The sequence below is a fragment of the Amycolatopsis sp. NPDC051372 genome, from assembly GCF_040682095.1.
Taxonomy (GTDB): Bacteria; Actinomycetota; Actinomycetes; order Mycobacteriales; family Pseudonocardiaceae; genus Amycolatopsis.
Map to the genome: position 1 here is coordinate 125,961 of NZ_JBFBAF010000013.1, position 18,788 is coordinate 144,748.

The window sequence follows — 18,788 nt, forward strand, 5'->3', positions numbered from 1 at the left end:
GGTGGGCTGGTCCGATGTGGACGTGTTCGAGTTGAGGTGGGAACGCCCACTGCACCAGCGACCCGCGGCGGCGGACATCGCCGTCTCCGACGGTGACGTTCTGGTGCACGAACGGTCCACTCGCCTCGTCCGTCTCTCCGGCTCCGACGGCGCAGTGCGCTGGGACGTGCCGCTCGGCACGTGGCCGCGAGCCGTCGTCCTGGACGGCTCCGACGTGGTCGCGCTGCCTCAGCAACCCGGCCGCCTGTTCTGCCTCTCGTGGGCGGACGGCCTTCCTCACTGGACCAACGACGTCGGCTGGCTTTCGGGGCACGTCGTGGTGTCACCGGAGGTCGTGCTGGTGGGCGGCTGGCGCGGCTACACCCCGCTGCGCGGCCTGTCCCGCTCCACCGGCGAGCTTCTCTGGACCCGCTCCCGGGTCACCGTGCTCCCCGCGTGGTTCGCCGGCGGCTTCCTTGTCGGAGAACCACGCGGCGCCGGCGTCGAGCTGCTGCACCCCGGCACCGGCGAACCCACGCGGACCTGGCGGACCCACGTGCCGAACGCCGATGCCGAGCCGGTCTTCGAGGTGATCGATGAGTCCCACGCCCTGGTGAGCGGGCAGCCGCTGAACTCCGGTTCACGGCGAACGCGCCCGTCGGTCCCCCGCCCGACGAGCGGCGAACGACTGGCCGGCTCACTCGCCTTGCCGGGCACGGAAATCACCGTGACCCTCGACCGCGCCGGCCACCTCGAACACTGGTCACCCGACGGCACCCGCCTCGGCCGGGTCCGCGTGGCAAGGCGGGCGGAGGACCTTCGCGTGCTCGGCCCGGACCGGATCGTGGTGGCGGCCAAGGGAACCATCGCGGTCTACGGCGTCGGCTGAGGCGCGCGGACGCCGTTTTCCGTCACCACCGCCGTGATGAGCACGGCCGGCGTCACGTCGAAGGCCGGGTTGAAGACCTCGGCGCCCTCGGGAGCGATGCGGACGCCGCCGAACTCCGTGAGCTCCGAAAGCCGGCGCTCTTCGATCTCGATGTCCGCGCCCGTGGCGATCGAGGCGTCCACAGTGGACTCGGGGGCGACGACCACGAACGGCACCCCGTGGTGGGCGGCGGCGATGGCGAGGCCGTAGGTGCCGATCTTGTTGGCGACGTCGCCGTTGGCGGCGATGCGGTCGGCGCCCACGAGGACGCAGTCGACGAGGCCGCGGGACATCGCGAGGGCGGCGGCGCCGTCGGGTTGGACCCGGTAGGGGACGCCGGCCTGGGCGAGTTCCCACGCGGTGAGGCGGGAGCCCTGCAGGAGGGGGCGGGTCTCGTCGACCAGCACGGACTCGACGAGACCCCGCTCGTGCAGGTGCCAGACGACGCCGAGCGCCGTTCCCCACGCGACGGTGGCGAGGTGGCCCGCGTTGCAGTGGCTCAGCAGCCGCAGCGGGCGGCGGGTGGTCTCGCGCAGCACGACTTCCGCCGCGTGGCCCGACGCGGCGCGGTTGAGGTGTTCGTCCTCGTCGAGCGTGGCCAAGGCCTCGGCGAGCACGGCTTCGGGGCCGTCGTCGAGCTTGCCGAGGGCACGGGTGACACCCCAGCGGAGGTTGACGGCCGTCGGGCGGGCGCTGGCCAGGCGTTCGGCTTCGGCCCGCACAGTGCCGTCCGAGCCACCCGCGAACGCCGCCAGCGCGACGCCGAGCGCGCCCGCGGCACCCAGGGCCGGGGCGCCCCGCACGGCGAGCCGCTGGATCGCGTCGACGAGCTCGTCGACCGTCCGCAGCTCCAGCGTCCGGTACGCGCCGGGCAGCGCGACCTGGTCGATGATCACGACAGCGCCGTCGGCCCAGCTCACGGTCCTGCGCATCTGTCCTCCCGAGCCCCGAAAACCACTGGCCGGCCACGCGGTGGGTGCCCCACCATGCGGCCCGTGACCATTCAACGGCAGAACCCGCCCGTTCTGCACGCGACGCCCGGCTACCACCACGTGACCACGGTCTCCGGCCGTACGACCGTGCACCTCGCAGGCCAGTGCCCGCTCGGGCTGGACGGCGTCGTGGTCGGGGGAGACGTGCTCGCGCAGGTGGACCAGGTCGTCGTCGCCAACACCGCGACCGCGCTCGCGGCCGCCGGCGCCACCGCCGACGACGTGGTCCGCACGGTGATCCACGAGGCCACGGCCGATCGCGCCGTGCTCTCCGCCGTGTGGGACCGGTTCACCGGCTCGGCGATCGGGCCGGCGTTCAGCACCGCGAGCACGTTGCCGGGCGTGACGTGCCTGGGTTATCCGGGCCAGCTGGTGGAGCTGGACGTCACCGCCGCGGTGTCATAGGCCCGCCATCAGGTCCGTCTCCGTGATCCCCGGACCGTGGCCCTCGCGGATGAACCACTCGATGCCGAACGCGTGGCCGAACGCCTCGTCGGGCATCGCGAGGAACCATGACTCCTCGCTGATCTGGCTCGGGTGCGCCCGCATGGCCGCGCGCTTCGCGGCGAGGTACGGCTTGACGTCGACCGCCGCCGTGATCTCCGCCTCGGGCTTGCCGAGCTTCTCCTGCGCGTCGACGTCCGGCACCGCCTCGCGCGGCATCGCCCCCATCTCCACGGCCAGCTCCAGCCCGCGGCGCATGTGGTCGCGGTTCGAGGTGGCCTGGTAGACGCGCGGCGTGCCGGCCAGCTCGGCGGCGCGCATGCCGACGCGGTGGACCTGGATGTGGTCGGGGTGGCCGTAGTTGCCGTAGTCGTCGTAGACCGTGAGGACTTCGGCGTCTTCCTCACGCAGAATCTCGGCGAGCCGCTGGGCCGCCTCCTCGATCGACGCCCGCCAGAACGCGCCCGGCGCGTCGTTGGTCGGCTCGCCCATCATCCCCGAGTCGCGGTAGCCCAGGAACTCCACCCGCTTGACGCCGAGCACCTCGGCCGCCCCGTGGGTCTCGCGCACGCGGCGCTCCCACAGCTGTTCGCCGTCGCTTAGGAACCCGTCGGGCACCTCGCCCACCTCGCCGCGCGTCGCGACCACCAGCACCACGCGGTGCCCGTCGTCGGCCGCTTTGCGCATCACGCCACCGGTCACGATGCACTCGTCGTCGGGGTGGGCGTGGAACGTCACCATTGTTGCCATGTCATCGAACTTACCCGCGGGGACCGACAAAATCCGGTGGCCGGGTGAACATTCCGGCCTCGCCTATCGCTGCAAGCTCCGCTCCTTGTCCATGTGCGACAGCTTCTCCGGGTTGCGCACCGCGTAGATGCCGGTGACGAGTCCGTCGTCGATGCGCAGGGCCAGGACGGTGTCGAGGGCGCCGTCGAAGTGGACGGTGAGGGCAGGGTAGCCGTTGACCTGCGCGGGCAGGCGGGTGGCCGTGGCGAGGTGGCCCAGGCCGGCGCCCAGGATGCGCGCGACGCGTTCGGCGCCGACGACGGGCTTGAGCACGGCCTGCTTGACGCCGCCGCCGTCGCCGAGGAAGACGACGTCCGGGGAGAGGATGTCGAGCAGGTGCTGCAGGTCGCCGGTTTCGATGGCGTGCTGGAAGGCGGCGAGGGCGTCGCGCGTGGCGGTGCGCGAGACAGGCCCGCGCGGCCGGCGGGCGGCCACGTGCTCCCGCGCGCGGTGCGCGATCTGCCGCACGGCGGCGCCGCTCTTGCCGACGGCGTCGGCGATCTCGCCGTAGCCCAGGTCGAACACCTCGCGCAGCACGAACACCGCGCGTTCGGTCGGCGTGAGCGTCTCCAGCACGAGCAACATGGCCATCGACACGCTGTCGGCCAGCCCCACGTCCTCGGCGACGTCCGGCGCGGTCAGCAACGGCTCCGGCAGCCACGGCCCGACGTAGGACTCCTTGCGGCGCCCGAGCGTCCGCAGGCGGCTCAGCGCCTGGCGCGTGGTGATGCGCACCAGATACGCGCGGTGGTTCTGCACCGCGTCGAAGTCGACGTCCACCCACCGCAACCACGTCTCCTGCAGCACGTCCTCCGCGTCGGCGGCCGAGCCGAGCATCTCGTAGGCGATGGTGAACAGCAGGTTGCGGTGCGTGAGGAACAGCTCCGTGCTGCGGTCGGCCATGCGCTTCCCCTTCGGTTTCGACAGCTTCCCCCACGAGACGCCGCCCGGCTGTGTTTCGTGACATGTCACAACGACGGGGCCGCCGGCATCTGGTGGGCATCAGTTCGCGAAACCACGAGTGAGGACGACCCCATGACCCGCATGAACCTGTTCGAGAACGAGTTCGCCACGAAGTTCGCCAAGCGCTTCGCCTCCGCGAGCCTCCTGTTCGAATCCTCGGCCCTGCCCAAGGCCACCCAGGAGCTGGTCAACCTCCGCGCCAGCCAGCTCAACGGCTGCGGCTTCTGCGTCGACATGCACGTCAAGGACGCCGCGGCCGCCGGCGAAACCCCGGTGCGCCTCGCGTTGGTGGCGGCGTGGCGCGAGTCCACCGTGTTCACCGAAGCCGAGCGCGCGGCCCTCGCGTTGACCGAGGAGGTCACCCGCATGGCCGACTCCGCGGGCGTCTCGGACGAAACGTGGTCCCACGTCCGCAAGAACTTCGACGACGACCAGATCGCGGCGCTGGTGTGCCTGGTGTCGATGATCAACGCGGCCAACCGGATGAACGTGATCGTGCGCAACCCGGGTGGGTCCTACGTGGCGGGGATGTTCGACGAGCTGGTGAAGTGAAACTGTCCGGCCCGGGGTTTCGGCCCCGGGCCGGGCGGGTCGTTGTCCCGGTGTGGCAACGACTTCAGCGTTTCGCCGACGCTGCCTCAGCCACCGAGCCGTGGGTGCGTGAGCGTGTCGAAGAGCGTGGCCAGCCGGATTCGCAGCGCCGGTTCGGGTTGCCCGTGACGGTCACGATGACGTGGCCGGCTTCGTCGATCTCGAGCCGCGCCGTCAGCCGTGGTTCGCGCGGGTTGCGCGGGGATGTACGCCGGGCGAATTCCGTGCTCGGCCATCGCTGTCTCGTACGCGCCCAGGATTCCTTCGAGTTCCTCGGCCAGGTCTTGGGCGTGCTCGCGCGCTTCGGGTACCCCTTCCGATTCGGCGGCCAGCTCGCGGAGTTCGGCCACGAGGATGGAGAACGAGTCGCCCGCGATGTGGACTCCGGGGAACGCCCGGCCGGGCAGCCGGAGGACGGTGTAGTTGCCCTGGCGCGAAAGCAGCTCGACCTCGACGGGTGTCATCCGGCCATTGTGGTCAGTCAGCGGGTTCGCCGTCCATCGATTTCCCCGCCAGGGCAACGATCTGCGTCTCGACGTCAGGTGTTTCGTGCGTCGTGTGGCGTTCGTCGGCCCGATCTCTTCAAGGGTCTTCCTCCTCGGCAGACCCCGGCCGGGCCATCGCGTACAACCGGTAGCGGCACATCAAGACACCTCGGCCGACGCGGTGGTTTCCCACGCGAAACCGTCCGGGTCCGTGAAAGCTTCCTCTCCGCCGACCACGGCGATCCGGTGCGAACCCGTGCCCGCCGGGGCCACGCCGGCGTCTTTGGCCAGCGCGCGGCGGCGGTACAGGGCCAGCTTCACCGGGCCCGTCTCGAACTCCACGTACATGCGGCCGAAGCTCTTCCCCACGCTCAACCCGCGCGAGGCGTAGAACTTCTTGCTCGCCACCACGTCGTCAACGCCGAGCAGGAGCACGATGGCGTCGAACTCCCGCGCGGCCGGGCCGGTGTCCTTCTTGGCGGACGTCGCGACCTTCCAGATCGCGCCGTCGGGCGCCTGGACGACGCCGCCGTAGCCCCACATCGATTTCGCGGGGGCCTTGAGCGTCGTGGCGCCGGCTGCGAGAGCCGACGAGATGAGGGCGTCGACGTTGGCGGGCTGGGAAACCGTCAGCGAGAGCGTGAAGCCGCGGAAGCCTTCGGACGGCTCTTGCGAAGCCCGCAGACGCAGGCGGGAGCCGAGTCCGAAGGCGTCGGCGTAGAAGCGTTCGGCGGCGGTGGGATCGGTCACTTCGAGGGTGATCGTGTCGATTGAGGTCATGGCTGGAACGGTAGGTGCGCACCCGTGACCAGTGCTTCTCCATTCCTGCTCGGTATTTCCGGGTGGCAGCCTCCTGCCACGCTTCTTTGACTGACCGCCACTGTCCGGTAGATTTTCGGCCATGGGTGGCGGAGGGGGGCCTCGCTCGGTTCGAGCGTGGCCGCGCGGCACATGACCAGGCAAATCACCGAAACGACCAAGGTCGATCCACCGCCGCCGCGCGAGTCGCTGCGGGCGTTGCTGCGGCGCCGACGCCGGGGTGTCGGCCGGTTCAGGGGCATCCAGTACTGGCTGCGCGTGCGGGGCTACTACTTCCTCGCCGCGTTCGCGGGCCTGTTCGTGGTCAACGCCTTGGTCATCGGGGGCCGGGTCGCCTACGACGTGACCGTGCAGATCGACTCGCCGTGGGACACCTCGAGCCCCGCGCTCGCCCTGCCGTTGTCACTCTCCGGGTGGCTCGTGGTGACCGGTTTCGCGGGCGCCGTGGCGGGTTACGTGGTGACCGAGGTGACGGACAACCGCACCATCGGGCGGATGCGCGGCCGGGGGAACGCCCGGCGCATCGCCCTCATCCCGCTGCTCGACCGCCTGCAGTACCGCCGGCACGGGTTCGAGGTGCCGCACTACTTCGGCATCCGGTTCGCCCTGCGCCACGACGGAGACTGGGCTCGCGCGCAGGACCACTGGGAGATCATCGTCGAGAAGTTCCTGAACGTCGCCGAGTCCGATCGCACCCACGGGCCGCGTCAGGCGATGTGGCAGGCCGTGCTGGAGGCCTCCTACGTCCTGGACGGAATGTCCGGAAAGTGCCCGGTTTGCGAGGAAACCGCGGCGAAGGGGGAGGGGAAAACCGATGCCCGCCAATGACCCGCAGCCGCCGCAGACCGTCGACGAGATCGCCAGGAGCCTGTACCAGACGGCGTACCCGGAGCGGACCGACGATCCCGACTGGGTCGAAGAGCAGGTGTCGGTGGCCGTCGAGCGGATCAGCCGCGCGGAGCAGGCCGACCCCTCGACGTCGCCGGGCGCCCGCCCACTGACCGACGCGGTGATCAACCGCGCCGCGCCGAAGCCACGCCGGGGGCCGCGCATCGCCGCCGGGGTGGTGCTGGCCGCGGTGGTGCTCGTGGCCGTCGTGCTCGGGATCGCGGAGCGGCAATGGGTTGCCGAGACCGCGATCAGTGGTGACGGCATCCTCGGCCTTTCGATCGCGGCGGTGGTGGCCGCGCTGGCCACGAGCGTCAGCTACGTGCGGGTGCGCCGGCGCCAGATCCTGTCGTGCCGCGTGCGGATCGACGCGCCGTTCGGCGTCGACATCGGCGAAACCGTGCGCCTGGAGGGCGAACACGCGGCCGTGACGGACCCGGGTGTGGTCGTGGTGCGGGTGAAGAACACCGGCGGCTCGACGATCACGGCCGCGGACTACGTTTCCCCGCTCGCCCTGCACTTCCCGGGCCGGCAGGTGATCTCCGTCGACGCCACCGAGTTCGAACCCGTCGAACTGCAGCGGGTGATCAGCAAGCTGCCCGGGTTCACGATCGAGGAAGATCGGGTGCAGCTGCCGAAGGTTCCGCTCGAACGGGAAGCCTCGTACAAGCTCGTGATCGTGCTCTCCGGTACGACGCCGGGGGAGAAGCACCAGATCGCCGTCGAAGGGCTCCTGCGCGACGGCCGGATCACCACTCGCGAAGGCAAGGAAAAGGTCGGCCCGGGCACGCTCGCGTGGGGCGGGCTCACGGCGATCTGCGCCGGCGCGCTCGCAGTGGTGCTGCTGCTCAACAACGTCGCGCCGTTCACCAAGCTGCCGCGGGGCGTGGCGTGCGAGGCCGGCTCGCTGAGTGTGGAGGGGTCCAGCGCGTTCGGCCGCGCCGCGACGGAGCTGGCCGGCTCGTACGAGGCGTATTGCCCGGGGTCGGCCGTGAAGGTCGGCACGCCCGGCAGCGTGGAAGGCCTGCAGCGCCTGCACGACGGCACCATCGACCTCGCCCTGTCCGACGGCAAGTTCGACGAGCCCGACTTCGCGCAGTTCGTGCCGCAGAAGCTCGCGATCGTCCCGTTCACGTTGGTGGCGAGCAAAAACGTGCCCGTCGACAGCTTGTCCGTGGCGGACGTGCGCAAGATCTTCACCGGCGGCGCCCGTGTCTGGAGCGACATCACCGGCAACCCGCGCGACACCGGCGAAATCCGCGTCGCGGGCCGCTCCACCTCGTCCGGCACGCGCCGCACGCTGGAGAAGTACCTCCTCGGCACGCCTGCCGCCCCGGTCGGCCAGGCCCAAGCCACGTCCGACTCCTGCCGCGACCTGCGCCCCGGCGCCGCGGCCTCGTCCCCGATCATCTGCGAACAAGGTTCGACCGGCGACCTCATCGACCGCATCGCCACCCTCGGCGACGCCATCGGCTACGCGGACGTCTCCGACGTCGCCCAGTCGAACGCCGTCAAGAAGATCAGCCTGGACGGCCGCAACGCCACCCTCGACGACATCCGCGCCGGCTATCCCTTTTGGACGGTGGAGTACGTGTTCAGCCGGGGACCGCTGGAGTCGGGATCTCTGGCGGCGGCGTTTCGGGACTACCTGCTGACGCCGGAGGCTCGGAACGCGATGGTGGGATTTCAGTACTACGCGTGCGCGGGTGGGGAACAGGATCTCTGCGGCCGACGGTGACACGGGGTTCCCACGCTAGTCCGCCCATCTGTCGGAATCTCCCGCCAGGTTGTGCGGCCGTACCTCGGGGTCAGTACTCGTTCTTGATCACGAAGTAAGACCCTCGGATCGTTCCCGCCAGCTTCGACTTCTGGCGAGCGAACTTGAACGCGCCGAGCTCCTCCGGCACCTCCATCCCGTCGGACAGCTTGAACCCGACGGCCCGCTTGCCGGCCTCGTTGACCGTGTACATGACGTTGATCGACAGCCCGTTTTCGTAGAAGACGTAGGCCATCCGGATGTTCTCGACCTGGAACGCGGTGGCCTCCAACGGAGGGGAGGCGATGACGATGCCGCGTTCCTCCGAAAGGATCCGGTGGACCCACTCGATGGTCGCCGCGGCGTCGGCGGCGGGCTCGACCGTGAAGAGGTGGTCGTATTTATTCTTGAAGTACCGGGCTTCGTTCGCGCGCAGGCCGGCGAGTGCGGCGGCGACCGGCGAGGACTCCAGGCCGTCGGTCGATACGGTGACGAAGTCGACGGTGTGGGGCATGAGTACCTCCGCGGCTCGGTCCGGCGTCGAACACCGAGCCTAGGCGCAGGGGAGCGAGACTGCGCTCTTGCGGCCCGCCCCGAGACAGGGGCGGGCCGCAAGAAACGATCAGCGAAGCCCGAAAGCCCGCACGATCGTCTGCGTGACGGAGTTGCCCGCGGAATCGGAAGCGGTCACCCGCAGCGAGGCGAACCGCGCCTTTTTCGGGGCGTCCAGCCGGTAGTCGCCTCGGTGGTCATCGGAGAGGCGGGTCCAGGTGGTGCCGTCGTCGTAGGAGACCTCGACGCGGGGCGCGCCAACGGTGCCGCCGCCCGCGATCGAGACCGGGGTCAGACCCACGGACACCGGGGCGCGCTGTTCGACGGTGACGCCGAACTTCGAGTCGCGGGGCACGGATCCGGCGGCGTTCGGGTCGAGGTCGTAGCGGATCTGCAGCAGTGGCAACAGGTCCTGTTCACCGGAGACCTTCGGGGCGGCCGAGGTGAACGTCCACGCCGTCGTGGTCGAGGACGAGTACGGGTTCGCGTCGCGCTCGTTCGCCACGACCAGGCGGTACTGCCGCGGCCCGGAACTGGGGGCGGTGGGGTACATGATGAGCCCGTTGTCGGACTTGCCCAGCTCGGTGTCGCCCTGGAAAAGGGTGACGGTCTGGCGCGCGTCGGAACTGGCCCCGACGTGGTCGGCGTTGCCGTAGCCCGGCACGTCGATCCGCATCTGGTCGCCGGTGCGCGTCGGGCCGAGGTAGTTGTTGTTGAGGTACGGCCGCTGGATCGGCGTGAACCAGTCGTCGCTCGACACGGTGCCGGGCCGGTACGTCCGCGCGACGCCCCACTCGCCCAGCACGCCGTCGGTGACTTCGTGGCCCCACCGGTTCGCGCCGTCGGTGGTGACCCAGTCGGTGCGGTGGCCGCTGGCGGCCATCGCGACGTAGGTTCCGATGCCCCACTCCGAGTACGACGGGAAGTCGTACCGCCATTCCTCACCGCCACCGTTCGGGACGGACCCGGCGAACGTCTCGTCGACGCGCGCGAGGTTCTTGCCCGACGCGTGGACGACCATGTCCTTGGGCAGGTCGTTCTGCCACGTGTGCATGAGGTCGTAGAGGTACGCCGGCGCCGGGTGCGACTCCGTGCGCAGCGTCGCGTTGCGCTGCCTCGCCTGGGCGATCAGCTTGTTGCCTTCGTCGGGGCTGAGGAGCCCGACGTCGATCGGGCTCGGGTGCAGCGAGTCCGTGCCGAAGAACAGGTTCTGCCGACCGGGCTGATCGTTGGCGACCAGCAGCAGCTTGGCGCCGGCGTCGGCCGCCGCCTTGGCCAGCGCGGCCGGGGTCGCCGACGCGGTGCGCCGGACGACCACCGCCTTGCCGCGCGCGCCGAGGCCGGCGTAGTCCGAAGGCGCGCCATTACCCGCGAAGACGAGCGGCAGGTTGCGAGTTCCGTCGGGCAGCGGGGTGATGCCGCCCTGCCGCAGGACGTCGGTGTAGTCGGTGCCCCGCGCGGAAACCGTCAGCGCCGGCTGTTCCTTGCGCCACCGCGCGCCGACGATGAAGTCGCCGTGCGTCACCTTGCCCTGCGGCTGGATCCACAGGCTGTCGACGCCGGTGGCGGCCAGACCGAAGTCGTGCCAGCGGCCGTCCTGGTTGAGCATCCGCGAGTACTCGAGCCGCAGGTAGCTGGGGACGCCGGGCTGCGGGGTGGTCTCGTCGACCACCCGGACGTGTCCGGCGTCGAGCGTGATCGTGCGGTCCCCGTCGAACGTGAAGTCGGGATCGCCGAGCAGCGCCACGCCCTGGGAATTCGGGCCGTGGACACCGGGCACGGTCAGGTAACCGAGCGCCGAGTACTGGTCGTCCGGCGTGTAGAAGCTCACGCTGCCGTCGACCGGCACCGGGATCGGGTTCGGATCGCCCGCCCGGAGCACCATGACGAAAGCGGACGCCGGCTGTCCGGCGGAGTCCTTGACCTTGATGGTCAGCAGGTGCGTCAGCGCGCCGAGCGAGACAGCGGTGTGCGCGGCGAGCGCGCCGTCCGGACCGGTGGCCAGGATCTGGGCGGTGAAGCCCTCGGACGCCGCGGGCGCGGCGTGCGGGTCGATGGTCACGGTGACTGCGGCGGTGCCGTGCGCGGGCACGGTGACCCGGTCGGCCGAGAGCGTGAACAGGCCCTTCGGCACGCCGGGCGCGGCGATCGACAGGGCGAGGTTCACCGGCGTGGCACCGAAGTTGGTGTACGTCACCGGGCGGCTGACCGGGCCGGACCCGTCCTGCCCGGCGTACGCGGTGGCCGAAGCGAAGATCCCGGCGCGGGCGGCGGCAGCCACGTCCACGCGGCCGCTGCCGGCCTGGAACGCGGTGTAGTCGGGAGTCTGCTTCGCGGTGCTGGTCAGCAGGTCCTTCAGCTGGGCGCCGCTGAGCTCGGGGTGCTTCGCGGCGAGCAGCGCGGCGCTGCCGACCACGTGCGGCGTGGACATCGACGTGCCGCTCAGCGTTTGGTAGAAACCCTCGCCTTCGGACGCGTACTGCGACCGCGCGGCCAGGATGTCGACGCCGGGGGCGGTGATCTCCGGCTTGAGCGCGCCGTCGCCGACGCGAGGGCCTTGGCTCGAGAACTCGGCGAGGTGGTCGGTGCCGTCCACCGCGCCCACGGTCAGTGCCGCGTCGGCGGCGCCGGGGGAGCTGACAGTGCCGGGGCCGGAGGTGTTGCCCGCGGCGATCACGAACAGAGCACCGGTTTGCGCGCTGAGCCGGTTCACCGCTTGCGACATCGGATCCGTGCCGTCGGAGGGCTCCTGCGTGCCCAGGCTCATGTTGATGATCTTGGCGTGCTCGTCGACCGCCGCCCACTCCATGCCGGCGAGGATCTCGGAGTCGCTGCCGGAGCCGGAGTTCGCCAGCACCTTGCCGATGTGCAGGCGAGCGCCCGGGGCGACACCCTTCTCGGTGCCGCCGGACGCGGCGCCCGTGCCGGCGATGGTGGAGGCGACGTGGGTGCCGTGGCCGTGGAGGTCCTTGACGTCCTCACCGGGGATGAAGCTGCGCGTGTCGACGATGCGTCCGGCCAGATCGGGGTGGCCCTCGTCCACGCCCGTGTCGAGCACCGCGACGTCGACGCCCTGCCCGGTGTCACCACCGGTCCAGACCTCGGGCGCGCCGATCTGCGCGGTCGATTCGGCCAGGTCGGCGTAGACCTTGCCGTCGAGCCAGATCTGCTTGATGCCGTTCGCGAAGGCCGGTGCCGCCGCGAAGGACGACGGCGCCCCTGCTGTCACCGCGGTCCAGAAGTCCCGCGCCTGCGCGTGGTTCTCGGTGACGGCGGCGCCGCCGACGCTCGCCAGCGGCCGGACCAGGGCCGAGCCGCGGGGCGCGGTGTTCGCCTGGAATCCCGGGGCAGCGTTGGCGTAGGAGACGATCAGGGGCAGGTCGGCGCGGTGCGCGTCGTCGTAGCCGGCGGCGATCAGGTCCGTGACGTCGAAGAGGCGCCGGTCGAGGATCCCCTTGGCGAGGTAGGACATCGCCGAGGACGGGTAGACGTACACATCGCCTGCCGACTCGAGGATCCGCGCGTCGGAGGGGCCGCCGTCCGGCCCCTTGACCGAGATCGTCCCCCCGCTGTCACCGGCGTCGCCGGTCGTGTTCACCGTGACGACATCGCCGGTGACCAGGGTGACGGTGTGGGTTGGCGGGGCCGCGGGCCCCGACGATCTGCCGGGAGCGGCCGAGGCCGGACCGGCGACCAGAATCGAGCTGAGCGACGACGCGAGGCACGCGGCCGCCGCGACGGCCCGACGCTTGCGTGAAGTTCTCAACGAGGGGTTTCCTTTCTGCGCAGGGGCAGACCGGCGAGCGCAACTGCCACACCGGAACGGCCGAACAGTGCCAGCCGCCGGAACCCGTCACAAGATCCCCGAGTGGCTGCTCACTGCCACCTGGCACAATCCCGACAACTCGGGTAGAACATTCGCATGGAACTCGCGGTGCTGGGGTTGTCCGCCGACGAGGAGCGGGTCTATGAAGCGCTCGTCGCCCTGCCCGGGTCGACGGTCGCGGCGCTCGCCGACCACCTGTCGGGTCCGGCGGGCCCGGTGCAACGGACGCTCGACGCTCTCGTCGACAAGCACCTGGTGGCCGCCAGCGGCAGCCCGGCGCGGTACCTGGCCGCTCCGCCGGACATCGCGATCAACCAGCTCGTGCAGCAGCGGGAGCGCGAACTCAGCGCGGCGCGCGCGAAAGTGCACTCGCTCTCGGAGATCCACCGCAGTGCGCACCGTACGAGCCCCGAGCTCGTGATCGAGCAGCTCACCGACCGCGAAACGATCGCCGCGGCCGTCGCCCACCTGGAATCCGAGGCGCTGCACCAGGTCCGCGTGTTCGACACGCCGCCGTACTACGAGCCGCCCGGGGGCGAAGGCGCCGCCCGCAACACCCAGGCACAGATCGCCCGCCACCAGAACGACGGCGTCGCGCACCGCGTGATCTACAGCCTCGACGCGGTGGCCTGGCCCCAGAAGCTGGAAACCGACATCCTGCCCGCCGTCCGCGGCGGCGAAGAAGCCCGGACCCGGCGGACCCTGCCCATCAAGCTCATCATCCGCGACGACCAGGACGCCCTCATCCCGTTCGACCTCAGCCACAGCGGCCTGCAGGTCGCCTACCTCGTCCGCCGCTCCCCGCTCCTGACCGCCCTCGAGGCCCTCTTCGAGGGCGAATGGGCCCAGGCCGCCCCGCTCGACGCGTCCGCGGTGACGCCCGGTCCTTTTGGTGGCGGTCCCCGGCCGGACGACGAAACCCGGGCCCTGCTCACGATGATGATGGCGGGCCTCACCGACACGGCCATCGCGCGCGTGAACGGCTGGAGCACCCGGACGACGTACCGCCGGCTTCAGCGTCTGATGACTGAGCTGGGCGCGTCGACTCGCTTTCAGGCGGGCAGTCTGGCGGAACGCCGCGGCTGGCTGTGAGCGCGGCTTGATCACCGAGTCAGGGCGAGCAGTTCCTCGATCACGGGCTCCGGCCCGCCATGGGTGAGGCGCGCGATGGCTGCCATCGGCGCGATCACCTGACTCCAGGCGTACAGCCGGTTTTCGTCGAGCCCACACGCGGCCGCCACCCGCCGGCACCGGGCCGCGACACCCTCGTGCCCGGCACCGGCAACCACGTAGTCGACGGCATCGAAACACGGATCGCCCAGGCACGCCTTCGGGTCGATCGCGACCAGCCCCCGCGCCGGGCCGCCGTCGAGGACGTTGCCGAGATGCAGATCGCCGTGCACCAGCACGAGCTTGGTCTGGGTGGCCAGCAACATCTCGCAGCGCCGCATCGCCCGCCGCCACGTGGCCTGATCGATCCGTGCGCCGATGGCCGGGTCGGAGAGCCTCCGGCCGATCCGGGCGAAGGCCTCGTCACACCGACCGCGCAGGTCCCACGGCCAGTGCGCGGGCGGGGCCACGGCGTGCAGCGCGCCAAGCAACTCACCCCACCGCCGCGGCAAAGCCGGCTGCGGCAGGTCTTCGGCCTCGGTGCCCGGGACGATCTCCTCCAGCACCATCACCCCGGCGTCGGCATCGGTGGCCAAGACGACCGGCACCCGGCCCGAGGGCGCGAACACGCGCAGCATCTCCACCTGCTTGGTCAACAACGCCCGATCCGGACTGAGCTTGAGAACCGCTCGGGTCCCGTCGTGCCATCGACAGCGCATGACCACAGACGAGGCTCCACTCGCGAACGCCTCACCGAGCACGAGGCCCCACCGGGAGGCCAGCCGCGCCGCCAGGGCCGGCACCTCAGCGAGCCAATCCTCGACCTCGGGACCGAACCGCCCCGCCAACCGCGCACCGACCTCCGCCATGTCCACCCCGGAAGTCTGCACCCCGGCGGCCGGCGCCGCTTCGACATTCGCCGCACCGGCGCCCCTCGCGCCGGGTGGGGACACCTGACACAGTGGACCGATGCTGAATCAGGTGGCCGACGGCGTCTGGGTGCGGCAGAGCGAGTGGGTCTGGAGCAACGCCACCGTGGTGCGCGCCGACGACGGGCTGGTCCTGGTCGATCCCGGCATCGGCGGTGCCGATCTGGCCGAGCTCGCCGACGACGTGGAGCGGCTCGGCGTTCCGGTGGTCGCCGGGTTCGCGACCCATCCCCACTGGGACCACCTGCTCTGGCACTCCCGGTTCGGCGACGTGCCGCGCTACGCCACCGCCGCCTGCGCCGAGGTCGCGAGCGGAGCCCGGGAGCGGGCCCGGGCGATGGCCGCGGAGAGCGTGTCGGGCATCCCGCTCGAACTGGTCGCGCTGCTCACCCCGCTGCCCGCGGACGGGGGACCGGTGCCAGGCGAGCTCGTCGCGCACGAAGCGCACGCCGCCGGCCACGCAGCGGTCCTGCCTGCGCCGGACTCTGTCGGTGTAGATCGATGGGTGCGTTTCCACACTGAGCGCACCATGTCCTGGCTGGTGCGCGCCGAACGCCTCGGACTGCGCGACGACTGGGCTGAGGTGCCGCCGGCCCCTGAGTGGCCACGGAAAGGGATGACCACGACCCTGCTGCATTCCACTCCAACCTCTGTGACGGCGGGCTCGTTCGCCTGGATCGGAGCGGCCGGTGTGCGCACCGGGCCGGCCGCCGGGCTGCGGGTGACCGCGGCGGAGGAGTACCGCCGGCTCGAGGCGGAGCTGCCGAGTGGTTTCACACCCGCGCGCAGAAATCCACGTCCAAGAAGATGCCGGCCACGCGTTCCACAACCGGGTCGCTCCGATGTTCTACCGGTCGGAAGCGGCTGCCCGGGCTTGGGATCTGACAGTGGAATTACCCCCAACGACGGAGGCGCCGGCATCCTGCTGCCCACGACTGCCGACCGCGACGCGATGAAACACCGTCACACCGACTGGCTCTCCGGTCATCCCTCCGGCCTGTGAGCGCCTGGAGCAGACCCACCGCACGGGTCACGATATGTATACAAAACTCACTCCACCTCGGTGGGCAGGATCCGTTCATCCCGCGGTCGGACGTTTCTGTGGTGGAGACAGCGGACGACCACCAGGTTTCTGCTCACCTGTGAGCTCACCACGTTGCTGATCTTACGGTCAGCGGGCTCCGCACCTCCCACCTCTGTTGTGACCGAGCGGCTGGTCGCGGGCGCCCGCGCTCACGGCGCCCGGGTACATGGTGGATCCGGTCGAAGGAAAGGCTGGTGATCATCACCCCGCGGGTGGCATCGTCGGCTACCGCATGGAGCAGGTCGTCGATCGAACCGGATTGCCAAGCCGTGCGGCTGGCGTACAGGTGGGTGTAGGTGATGAAGTCCGGGTCTGTTTCGTCCTCGTCGGTGCACACGGACATCCAATAGCGGGCGTCGCGGTGCCATCGCAGATGAGGCGCCGGTCGGGGCGGCGGTTCGGGATCGTTCGACCAACTGGTTGTGATGATCCGGACTTAGTCAATGTGCTCGACGGTCACCGGCCGACCCTACAGTCGTGAGGCTGCCGTCACACCGGCAATGTCCTCCGCAAGAAGTCCACCGCCAGATCCCAAGCCCTCGCCGCCGCTTCCGGCCGGTAGAACATCGGCGCCACCCGGTTGTGGAACGCGTGCCCCGCGTCTTCCTGGACGAAGATCTCCGCGCCAGGATGCGAAGCCACGGCGGCCTCCACCACAGCCACATCCGACCGCGGAATGAACGGATCCACCCCACCGAAATGGAACTGGATCGGGCAACCCACCTCGTCCAGCGAAGCGATCTCCGCAGCCACCGTCGACCCGTAGAACGACACCGCCGTGTCCGGCGTACCCGCGGCGGCCGCGGCGAAGGCGAGAGACCCACCCAGGCAGAAGCCCAGCACGCCGGCACCAGAGGCCACACCGCGCAGGTGCGCGAGGGTCGCCAGGACATCCGACAGAGCGAGCGCGGGGTCCAGCTGACCGGAGATCTCCATCGACCGGGCGACCCCGGCCTCGTCATGCGCCGACGACCAGCCCGGCGCGAAGCGGTGGAACAACTCGGGCACGGCGACCACGTAACCCAGCTCAGCGAGGTCCGAGGCCACGCCGGAGAGATAAGCGTCCAGGCCGAAGATCTCCTGGATCAGCACCAGGCCGGGGCCGTGGCCGCCGGCGGGGAGCCACACGGGCAGGTCGACGGGACCGTCGGCGAGCTGCACGCGATCGACACGAGTGGGCAAGTTTCCTCCCGAATAATTCCACTGTGGACAATCACGACGGGCTGGCCCACCGGCCTCCGGCGATCTATGTTGAGTTTTCCAGACCTCAGGAGGCGTGATGGCGGAGCGCACCAAGTACATCCTGGACGAAGCCGATCTCCCGACGCAGTGGTACAACGTGGTGCCCGACCTGCCGGAGCCGCCGCCCCCGCCGCTGCACCCGGGCACGCGCGAGCCCGTGGGGCCCGAGGACCTGGCGCCGCTGTTCCCGCAGGCGCTGATCGCGCAGGAGGTGAGCACCGAGCGTTACGTGGACATCCCCGAGGAGGTCCGCGACGTCTACCGCCTGTGGCGCCCCTCGCCGCTCTACCGCGCGCACCGGCTGGAGAAGGCGCTGGGTACGCCGGCGCGCATCTACTACAAGTACGAGGGCGTGAGCCCCGTCGGTTCGCACAAGCCGAACACCGCGGTGCCGCAGGCGTTCTACAACGCCGCGGAGGGCGTCACGCGCCTGACGACCGAGACGGGCGCCGGCCAGTGGGGCAGCGCGCTGGCGTTCGCGTGTGCGCAGTACGGGCTCGAGTGCGAGGTGTGGCAGGTCCGCGCGTCCTACGACCAGAAGCCCTACCGCAAGCTCATGATGGAGACGTTCGGCGCGACCGTGCACCCGAGTCCGTCCGCGCTCACCGAGTCCGGGCGGAAGATCCTCGCCGACGACCCCGATTCCACCGGCAGCCTCGGCATCGCGATCAGCGAGGCCGTGGAGCAGGCCGCGGCTGACCCGAACGCGAGGTACGCGCTCGGCAGCGTGCTCAACCACGTGCTGATGCACCAGACGGTGATCGGCGAGGAGGCGCTCAAGCAGTTCGAACTCGCGGGCGACACCCCGGACATCCTCGTCGGGTGCACCGGCGGCGGCTCCAACTTCGGCGGGCTCGCGTTCCCGTTCCTGCGCGAGAAGCTGGCGGGCCGGATGAACCCGGTAATCCGCGCCGTCGAGCCGGCGGCGTGCCCGACGCTCACGCGCGGCACGTACGCGTACGACTTCGGTGACACGGCGGGCCTCACCCCGCTGCTGAAGATGCACACGCTCGGCCACGGCTTCATCCCCGACCCGATCCACGCGGGCGGCCTGCGCTACCACGGGATGTCGCCGCTCATCTCGCACATCTACGAGCTGGGCCTCATGGAGGCGCTCGCCGTCGGGCAGCAGGAGTGCTTCGCTGCGGGCGTGCGCTTCGCCCGCGCAGAGGGCATCGTCCCGGCGCCCGAGCCGACGCACGCGCTGGCCGCGTGCATCCAGGAAGCGTTGCGTTGCAAGGAAACTGGCGAGGAGAAGGTGATCCTCACGGCGCTGTGCGGCCACGCGCACCTCGACCTGCCCGCGTACGGCGCCTACCTCTCGGGGGAGATGGTGGACAACGAGCTGTCCGACGACGTGCTCGCCACTTCGCTGGCCGCGTTGCCGTGACACCCCGGGCCGCGGGTCACC

Annotated in this window: 16 protein-coding genes and 2 pseudogenes; 9 read left to right on the forward strand and 9 right to left on the reverse strand. The window is 70.6% G+C overall.

Annotated features, from left to right (window positions below):
- The first annotated feature begins 22 nt into the window (after positions 1–22).
- Positions 23–868, forward strand: a complete 846-nt coding sequence (locus tag AB0M56_RS21045; RefSeq protein WP_364178639.1) for a hypothetical protein — start codon at positions 23–25, stop codon at positions 866–868.
- Here AB0M56_RS21045 and mtnA read toward each other — a convergent pair.
- Positions 853–1,839, reverse strand: coding sequence for an S-methyl-5-thioribose-1-phosphate isomerase (mtnA, locus tag AB0M56_RS21050; RefSeq protein WP_364178642.1), 987 nt, complete (start codon positions 1,837–1,839; stop codon positions 853–855). The two genes, AB0M56_RS21045 and mtnA, sit on opposite strands and share 16 nt — an antisense overlap.
- A gap of 54 nt (positions 1,840–1,893) precedes the next feature.
- Between mtnA and AB0M56_RS21055 the strand changes: the two genes are divergently transcribed.
- Entirely contained in the window at positions 1,894–2,304 is a 411-nt protein-coding gene (locus AB0M56_RS21055) for a RidA family protein (RefSeq protein WP_364178645.1), read from the forward strand.
- Here AB0M56_RS21055 and AB0M56_RS21060 read toward each other — a convergent pair.
- A complete protein-coding gene (locus tag AB0M56_RS21060; protein WP_364178648.1) occupies positions 2,299–3,093 on the reverse strand; it encodes a PIG-L family deacetylase in 795 nt (264 codons plus the stop codon). The two genes, AB0M56_RS21055 and AB0M56_RS21060, sit on opposite strands and share 6 nt — an antisense overlap.
- Positions 3,094–3,156: 63 nt before the next feature.
- Positions 3,157–4,035, reverse strand: coding sequence for an RNA polymerase sigma-70 factor (locus tag AB0M56_RS21065; RefSeq protein ID WP_364178651.1), 879 nt, complete (start codon positions 4,033–4,035; stop codon positions 3,157–3,159).
- A 132-nt stretch (positions 4,036–4,167) separates the two neighbouring features.
- Here AB0M56_RS21065 and AB0M56_RS21070 point away from each other — a divergent pair, with 132 nt between their 5' ends.
- Positions 4,168–4,647 carry a carboxymuconolactone decarboxylase family protein gene (locus tag AB0M56_RS21070; RefSeq protein WP_364178654.1) on the forward strand — a complete coding sequence of 160 codons (480 nt, stop codon included), beginning with the start codon at positions 4,168–4,170 and terminating at the stop codon, positions 4,645–4,647.
- A gap of 86 nt (positions 4,648–4,733) precedes the next feature.
- Here the strand turns inward: AB0M56_RS21070 and AB0M56_RS21075 are convergent, their stop codons facing one another.
- Entirely contained in the window at positions 4,734–5,150 is a 417-nt protein-coding gene (locus AB0M56_RS21075; RefSeq protein WP_364178657.1) for a hypothetical protein, read from the reverse strand.
- Between the two features lie 180 nt (positions 5,151–5,330).
- The gene (locus tag AB0M56_RS21080) at positions 5,331–5,951 is read right to left on the reverse strand and encodes a glyoxalase (RefSeq protein WP_364178660.1); all 621 of its coding nucleotides are present in this window, start codon (positions 5,949–5,951) and stop codon (positions 5,331–5,333) included.
- Positions 5,952–6,122: 171 nt separating this feature from the next.
- Between AB0M56_RS21080 and AB0M56_RS21085 the strand changes: the two genes are divergently transcribed.
- Both AB0M56_RS21085 and AB0M56_RS21090 read left to right on the forward strand, forming a co-directional pair.
- Positions 6,123–6,818, forward strand: coding sequence for a DUF6313 family protein (locus AB0M56_RS21085; RefSeq protein WP_364178662.1), 696 nt, complete (start codon positions 6,123–6,125; stop codon positions 6,816–6,818).
- Entirely contained in the window at positions 6,805–8,616 is a 1,812-nt protein-coding gene (locus tag AB0M56_RS21090) for a substrate-binding domain-containing protein (RefSeq protein WP_364178664.1), read from the forward strand. The genes AB0M56_RS21085 and AB0M56_RS21090 overlap by 14 nt, the downstream gene beginning before the upstream one ends.
- 70 nt (positions 8,617–8,686) lie before the next feature.
- Here the strand turns inward: AB0M56_RS21090 and AB0M56_RS21095 are convergent, their stop codons facing one another.
- On the reverse strand, positions 8,687–9,148 hold the full coding sequence (locus AB0M56_RS21095) for a phage tail protein (protein ID WP_364178667.1): 462 nt from the start codon (positions 9,146–9,148) through the stop codon (positions 8,687–8,689).
- A gap of 108 nt (positions 9,149–9,256) precedes the next feature.
- Positions 9,257–12,952: a S8 family serine peptidase gene (locus tag AB0M56_RS21100; protein ID WP_364178670.1), complete on the reverse strand. Its 3,696-nt coding sequence runs from the start codon at positions 12,950–12,952 to the stop codon at positions 9,257–9,259.
- Between the two features lie 156 nt (positions 12,953–13,108).
- Here AB0M56_RS21100 and AB0M56_RS21105 point away from each other — a divergent pair, with 156 nt between their 5' ends.
- Positions 13,109–14,104 (forward strand): helix-turn-helix domain-containing protein, encoded by a 996-nt coding sequence (locus AB0M56_RS21105; RefSeq protein ID WP_364178673.1) that lies wholly within the window; start codon positions 13,109–13,111, stop codon positions 14,102–14,104.
- Positions 14,105–14,115: 11 nt separating this feature from the next.
- Here AB0M56_RS21105 and AB0M56_RS21110 read toward each other — a convergent pair whose 3' ends face one another.
- Positions 14,116–14,991, reverse strand: coding sequence for an aminoglycoside phosphotransferase family protein (locus AB0M56_RS21110; protein ID WP_364178900.1), 876 nt, complete (start codon positions 14,989–14,991; stop codon positions 14,116–14,118).
- Between the two features lie 100 nt (positions 14,992–15,091).
- Here AB0M56_RS21110 and AB0M56_RS21115 point away from each other — a divergent pair.
- A pseudogene (locus tag AB0M56_RS21115) lies at positions 15,092–15,484 on the forward strand (MBL fold metallo-hydrolase); the annotation flags it as partial.
- Positions 15,485–15,818: 334 nt separating this feature from the next.
- Positions 15,819–16,007 (forward strand): annotated as a pseudogene (locus AB0M56_RS21120) (dienelactone hydrolase family protein); the annotation flags it as partial.
- Positions 16,008–16,624: 617 nt separating this feature from the next.
- Here the strand turns inward: AB0M56_RS21120 and AB0M56_RS21125 are convergent.
- Entirely contained in the window at positions 16,625–17,317 is a 693-nt protein-coding gene (locus tag AB0M56_RS21125; RefSeq protein ID WP_364178676.1) for a dienelactone hydrolase family protein, read from the reverse strand.
- Between the two features lie 97 nt (positions 17,318–17,414).
- Here AB0M56_RS21125 and AB0M56_RS21130 point away from each other — a divergent pair, with 97 nt between their 5' ends.
- Complete coding sequence (locus AB0M56_RS21130; RefSeq protein WP_364178678.1) at positions 17,415–18,767, forward strand: TrpB-like pyridoxal phosphate-dependent enzyme; 1,353 nt, start codon at positions 17,415–17,417, stop codon at positions 18,765–18,767.
- The last annotated feature ends 21 nt before the right edge of the window (positions 18,768–18,788 follow it).

Bases quoted from the DNA above. Each gene is read 5' to 3' on its own strand.
- AB0M56_RS21110 (WP_364178900.1), bottom strand. From the start codon at position 14,991: ATGGCGGAGGTCGGTGCGCGGTTGGCGGGGCGGTTCGGTCCCGAGGTC.
- AB0M56_RS21065 (WP_364178651.1), bottom strand. From the start codon at position 4,035: ATGGCCGACCGCAGCACGGAGCTGTTCCTCACGCACCGCAACCTGCTG.
- AB0M56_RS21130 (WP_364178678.1), top strand. From the start codon at position 17,415: ATGGCGGAGCGCACCAAGTACATCCTGGACGAAGCCGATCTCCCGACG.
- AB0M56_RS21055 (WP_364178645.1), top strand. From the start codon at position 1,894: ATGCGGCCCGTGACCATTCAACGGCAGAACCCGCCCGTTCTGCACGCG.
- AB0M56_RS21105 (WP_364178673.1), top strand. From the start codon at position 13,109: ATGGAACTCGCGGTGCTGGGGTTGTCCGCCGACGAGGAGCGGGTCTAT.
- AB0M56_RS21060 (WP_364178648.1), bottom strand. From the start codon at position 3,093: ATGGCAACAATGGTGACGTTCCACGCCCACCCCGACGACGAGTGCATC.
- AB0M56_RS21090 (WP_364178664.1), top strand. From the start codon at position 6,805: ATGCCCGCCAATGACCCGCAGCCGCCGCAGACCGTCGACGAGATCGCC.
- AB0M56_RS21070 (WP_364178654.1), top strand. From the start codon at position 4,168: ATGACCCGCATGAACCTGTTCGAGAACGAGTTCGCCACGAAGTTCGCC.
- mtnA (WP_364178642.1), bottom strand. From the start codon at position 1,839: ATGCGCAGGACCGTGAGCTGGGCCGACGGCGCTGTCGTGATCATCGAC.
- AB0M56_RS21075 (WP_364178657.1), bottom strand. From the start codon at position 5,150: ATGACACCCGTCGAGGTCGAGCTGCTTTCGCGCCAGGGCAACTACACC.
- AB0M56_RS21085 (WP_364178662.1), top strand. From the start codon at position 6,123: ATGACCAGGCAAATCACCGAAACGACCAAGGTCGATCCACCGCCGCCG.
- AB0M56_RS21095 (WP_364178667.1), bottom strand. From the start codon at position 9,148: ATGCCCCACACCGTCGACTTCGTCACCGTATCGACCGACGGCCTGGAG.
- AB0M56_RS21080 (WP_364178660.1), bottom strand. From the start codon at position 5,951: ATGACCTCAATCGACACGATCACCCTCGAAGTGACCGATCCCACCGCC.